The following is a 5,126-nucleotide window of genomic DNA, read 5'->3' as shown; positions in this document are numbered from 1 at the left end:
TATGCCCGGAATAGGGCTCGCGCGCCGTGCCGAGGAGACGTGATCGCCCGTTGATTTCGGGGTTTCCGGGTCTGGAGTCTTCGGGGCATGTGGGTCGCCCCAGTGGCCGATGCGCTCGTACCGGATGGGACGCGGCACGTCGGGCGGCCCGAGCACCACCGTGCCGCGGCGGCGGTCGGTGTGGATCATCCCGTGCCGCCGCAGCTCCGACCACGCCTCCGCCACGGTCCCCGAGCTGACGCCCAGCTCCCTGGCCAGGCTCCGCACCGTCGGCAGGCGCGTCTGCGCGGTGACCGTGCCCTGCCTGATCAGGTCGGTCAGGGCGGCGGCGATCCCGCGCGCGGTCGGTTCGCCGATCTGGTGCGCCAGCCAGGCGGCTTCCACGTGACCTCCTGTAAATCTTTGTTCAGCAACAAAGATCGTCTTGTGTGGGGAAACTCCCTGAACATATGGTTTCGAGCAATTCAACGCAAGCGAACTTTGGGGTGTTTGTGCATATTCGGCTAGGCCTGCGGGACTGGGACCATCTGGTGCCGGTGGCGACGGGGGAGGTGCGGCCTGAGGGGTTCGAGCTGGACCTCGAGTCCCGTGCCGTCACCCCCGATGTCCTGAGCGAGCCGGACCTGGACGGCGGTGAGACGTCCTTCAGCAGGTACGTGCTCGGCCGCGCCGCAGGCGACGACCGCCTGGTCGGCCTGCCCGTCTTCGTGATGCGCGGCTTCCGGCACCGGTGCTTCCTCGTGCGCCGCGACAGCGAGCTGACCTCGCTCGAAGAGCTCAAGGGCGCCCGCATCGGCCTGACCGGCTGGCCGGACTCCGGCAACACCTGGACCCGCGCCCTGCTCAGGGCCGCCGGCGTGGACATCAGGGGCATCGAGTGGACGGTCGGCCCGCTGGTCGCGGGCGAGACCGGCAAGGACCGCGTCGGCCCCGTGCCCTTCCCCGACAACGTCTCGCTGACCGGCGACGGCCTCGCCGAGGACCTCGCCGGGGGCCGCTACGACGCGATCATGACCCCGTTCATGCCCGAGGAGATGTTCACCGCCGAGAGCCGCTTCCGTCACCTGCTCCCCGACCACCGCGCCGCCGAGCTGGCCTACTACCGGCAGACCGGCTTCGTGCCCGGCATCCACCTGGTGACGTTGAAGCGCGAGGCCGTCGAGCGCGACCCGGGGCTGCCGCGGGCCGTGGAGGACCTGTTCGAGCGGTCCAAGCGCCACTGGCTGGCCCGGCGGCGCCTGCTCGCCGACACCACGCCGTGGCTGCTTGCCGACCTGACGGAGACGCCCAGGACCTTCGGCCCCGACTGGATGCCGTACGGCCTCGCGCCCAACGCCGCCATGGTCGCCGCCTTCTGCGAGGAGCTCCACGCCCAGGGAATCTCATCCCGCCCGATCGGACCCGAGGAGGTCTTCGACCTATGAGAATCGCCGTAGGACAGTTCGCCACCTCCGAGGAGTGGACGGACAACCTCAAGACCTGCCAGGACCTGATCGACCGGTCCGTCGCGGGCGGTGCCGACCTGCTGGTGCTGCCCGAGGGGGCGATGGCGCTCTTCGTCGACGACCCCGTGCGCATCCGCGAGGCCGCCCAGCCGCTGGACGGGCCGTTCGTCAGCGGGCTGGTCGAGCACACGCGAGGCTCGTCCACCACCGTGATCGTCGGGGTGCACACCCCGTCGGGCGACGGCCGCGTGTTCAACGTCCTGGTGGCCGCCAGGGACGGCGAGATCGTCGGGACGTACACCAAGCTGCACCTGTACGACGCCTTCGGCCGGCGCGAGTCCGACAACGTCGTGCCCGGCACGAACGCGCCCGTGGTGATCGACGTGGCGGGGTGGAAGGTCGGCATGATGACCTGCTACGACGTGCGGTTCCCCGAGCTGGCCAGGCTCCTGGCCGACCAGGGCGCCCAGGTGATCGCGCTGCCCACCGCGTGGGTGCGCGGCCCGGCCAAGGAATGGCACTGGGAGGTCATGGTCACCGCCCGCGCCCTGGAGAACACCGTGTACGTGGCGGCGTCCGGCGAGTGCGGCCGCCGCAACATCGGGACCAGCATGGTCGTCGACCCGCTCGGCATCACCCGGGCCCGCCTCGGCGACGCGCCGGGCCTGCTGTGGGCCGACGCCTCGGCCGAAGAGCTCGAGCGAGCCCGCCTCAGCCTCCCCGTCCTCGAGAACCGGCGCTTCGCCGTCGACCCCCGTTTGGAGCGACATGTCTAAGTACGCGACGGCTGCCCTGCTTGGAGCCGCCCTCCTGCTGGCCGGCTGCGGCGCCAACCCGGAGGAGGCCCAGGGCGCGCTGAGCTCCCAGCCCGCCGCCTCCGGCACCGTGGCCGCCCAAGCCAAGGACCGGGCCCTGTTCGACCGGCTGCCCGACAAGGTGAAGACCGCCGGCAAGCTGGTCTCGGTCAACAACGGCTCCTTCCCGCCGTACGAGATCGCCGGGGCGGACGGCAAATCCATGACCGGCGCCGCGGCCGACCTGTCGGAGGCGCTCGGCCAGGTGCTCGGCGTCAAGATCGAGCACGTCACCGTGGACGGCCTGCCCAGCCAGCTCACCGGCATCGCCTCGGGCCGCTACGACGTGGCCATCGGCCCGGTGGGCGACTTCCCGGACCGGCAGAAGTCCAACGACTTCGTGGACTGGGTCAAGGAGTTCGTCGTCTTCGCCGTGCCGAAGGGCAACCCGAACAAGATCAACTCGGTGGCGGACACGTGCGGGCTGAAGATCTCGGTCATGGCCGGTGGCTCCGCCGAGGCGGTGATCAAGAACCAGTCCGAGACGTGCGCCAAGGAGGGCAAGCCGAAGATCACCGTACAGTCGTACAAGGACCAGCCCACCTCGGTGCTGGCGGTCAGCTCGGGCCGGGCGGACGCGTTCTTCTCCTCCCAGGCGCCGCTCACCTACTTCGTGTCGCAGTCCGGCGGCAAGCTGGAGCTGGCGGGCAAGGGGCAGAGCAACGGGTTCGACGACCTCTACCAGGGGGCCGTCGTGGCCAAGGACTCGCCGCTGCGTGACGTGCTGAAGGACGGCATCCAGAAGCTCATGGACAACGGCACGTACGCCAAGATCATGGACAAGTGGGGCACGTCCGACAACAAGCTGGACAAGGCCGGCGTCAATCTGGCGGCATCATGAGCCTGCCGGAAGTCGACGTCGCGGGCGCGTCCCGTACCCGCCATCCGCTGCGCTGGGTGGCCTCGATCATCCTGCTGGTGCTGGCCGCCCAGCTCGTGAGCCTGCTGGTCAGCAACCCCAACTTCCAGTGGGACGTGGTCTTCAGGTACGTCAACGCGCAGATCATCGGCCAGGGCATCTTCACCACGCTGCTGCTCACCGTGATCGCGATGGCCGTGGGCGTGGTGCTCGGGGTGCTGCTGGCGATCGGGCGGATCTCGGACAACCCGGTCGCGCGGGCCGCCTGCGGGCTCTACGTCTGGTTCTTCCGCGGCACGCCGGTGCTGGTGCAGCTCGTGCTCTGGTACAACCTGTCGTACCTGCTGCCGAAGATCTCCTTCGGCATCCCGTTCGGGCCGGAGTTCCTCAGCGCCGACACCAACCAGGTCATCACCCCGCTGCTCGCGGCCATCCTGGGGCTCGGGCTGAACGAGGGCGCGTACATGGCTGAGATCATCCGCGGCGGGCTCATGTCGGTGGACCCCGGGCAGACCGAGGCCGCCTCGGCGCTCGGCATGAGCAACGCCCGCACCTTCCGCAGGATCGTGCTGCCCCAGGCCATGCGGTTCATCATCCCGCCCACCGGGAGCCAGGTGATCAGCATGCTGAAGGCCACGTCGCTGGTGAGCGTCATCGCGCTGGCCGACCTGCTGTACACGGTGCAGTCGATCTACAACCGCACCTTCCAGACCATCCCGCTGCTGATCGTCGCCTGCGTCTGGTACCTGGTGATCACCTCGATCCTGTACGTCGGCCAGTCGTTCATCGAGCGGCACTACGCGCGCGGCGCCACCAGGAACGCCCCGCAGAGCTTCTGGGCCTTCCTGACCTTCCGCCGCCGCCGTCCCTCGGAGGTGACGTCGTGACCGTCCCCATGGTCCACGCCCGTGCCGTACGCAAGCACTTCGGCCACCTCGAAGTCCTCAAGGGCATCGACCTCGACGTCCAGCCGGGGGAGGTCGTGGTCATCCTCGGCCCGTCCGGCTCGGGCAAGTCGACGTTCCTGCGCTGCGTGAACCACCTGGAGACCATCGACGGCGGCGCCATCCACGTCGACGGCGAGCTGATCGGGTTCCAGGCGTCCGGTGGCAAGGTACGGCACCTGCGCAAGCGCGAGATCACCCGCCAGCGCCGCGAGATCGGCATGGTCTTCCAGCAGTTCAACCTGTTCCCGCACTTCACGGTGTTGCAGAACGTCATGGAGGCGCCGGTCGGCGTCCGCCGCGAGCCCCGGGAGCAGGCCAGGGAACGTGCGCTCGCCCTGCTGCGGCGCGTGGGCCTCGAGGACAAGGCGGGCGCCTACCCGAGGCAGCTCTCGGGCGGGCAGCAGCAGCGGGTCGCCATCGCCAGGGCGCTGGCCATGCGGCCCAAGCTGATGCTCTTCGACGAGCCGACCAGCGCGCTCGACCCGGAGCTCGTGGGGGAGGTGCTGGCCACCATGAAGGGCCTCGCCGAGGACGGGCTCACCATGATCGTGGTGACCCACGAGATCGGGTTCGCCCGCGAGGTGGCCGACCGGGTGGTGTTCATGGACGGTGGCGTCGTGGTCGAGTCGGGCACGCCCGCCGACGTCCTGGACAACCCCAGCAGCCCGCGTACCAAGGCCTTCCTCAGCCGCGTGCTGTGAACGCCCGTCCCGCATTATCGTGGCTCGGATGCAGACCCCGCGATTGATCATGCGCAGGTGGCGCGACGAGGACCGGGAGCCCTTCGCCGCCATGAACGCCGACCCCGAGGTGATGGAGCACTTCCCGGCCCCGCTCACCCGCGCGGAGAGCGACCACTTCGCCGACAGGATCGAGGAGGAGTTCGACAAGCACGGCTACGGGCTGTGGGCGCTGGAGGTGCGCGAGAGCGGGGAGTTCATCGGCTTCACCGGCCTGGCCTGGCAGACGTTCGACGCGCCGTTCCTGCCCGCGTGGGAGGTGGGGTGGCGGCTGGCGCGGC

The 5,126-nt window shown here is 69.7% G+C and carries 7 protein-coding genes; 6 read left to right on the top strand and 1 reads right to left on the bottom strand.

The genetic code is table 11. The features are described 5' to 3' along the window. Positions 1-384: winged helix-turn-helix domain-containing protein (locus AB0J09_RS55765; RefSeq protein WP_360710555.1), on the bottom strand; the 384-nt coding region annotated here is incomplete at its 3' end. Positions 385-491: 107 nt separating this feature from the next. On the opposite strand from AB0J09_RS55765, the gene AB0J09_RS55760 reads away from it, so the two are divergent. From AB0J09_RS55760 to AB0J09_RS55735, 6 genes are all read left to right on the top strand, one after another. After that, the gene (locus AB0J09_RS55760) at positions 492-1,424 is read left to right on the top strand and encodes a hypothetical protein (RefSeq protein ID WP_360710553.1); all 933 of its coding nucleotides are present in this window, start codon (positions 492-494) and stop codon (positions 1,422-1,424) included. After that, the gene (locus AB0J09_RS55755) at positions 1,421-2,221 is read left to right on the top strand and encodes a deaminated glutathione amidase (RefSeq protein ID WP_360710551.1); all 801 of its coding nucleotides are present in this window, start codon (positions 1,421-1,423) and stop codon (positions 2,219-2,221) included. Before AB0J09_RS55760 ends, AB0J09_RS55755 begins: the two co-directional genes overlap by 4 nt. Further along, complete coding sequence (locus tag AB0J09_RS55750) at positions 2,214-3,140, top strand: ABC transporter substrate-binding protein (protein WP_360710550.1); 927 nt, start codon at positions 2,214-2,216, stop codon at positions 3,138-3,140. The genes AB0J09_RS55755 and AB0J09_RS55750 overlap by 8 nt, the downstream gene beginning before the upstream one ends. Then, on the top strand, positions 3,137-4,045 hold the full coding sequence (locus AB0J09_RS55745) for an amino acid ABC transporter permease (RefSeq protein ID WP_360710548.1): 909 nt from the start codon (positions 3,137-3,139) through the stop codon (positions 4,043-4,045). The genes AB0J09_RS55750 and AB0J09_RS55745 overlap by 4 nt, the downstream gene beginning before the upstream one ends. A gap of 8 nt (positions 4,046-4,053) precedes the next feature. After that, positions 4,054-4,806, top strand: coding sequence for an amino acid ABC transporter ATP-binding protein (locus AB0J09_RS55740; protein WP_360710557.1), 753 nt, complete (start codon positions 4,054-4,056; stop codon positions 4,804-4,806). A gap of 28 nt (positions 4,807-4,834) precedes the next feature. Next, positions 4,835-5,126, top strand: a 292-nt coding sequence (locus AB0J09_RS55735) for a GNAT family N-acetyltransferase (RefSeq protein WP_360710546.1), incomplete at its 3' end; no start/stop codon positions are given.

The sequence above is a fragment of the Nonomuraea sp. NPDC049784 genome, from assembly GCF_040659615.1.
Taxonomy (GTDB): domain Bacteria; phylum Actinomycetota; class Actinomycetes; order Streptosporangiales; family Streptosporangiaceae; genus Nonomuraea.
This window is presented reverse-complemented; position numbering and strand designations above follow the sequence as displayed.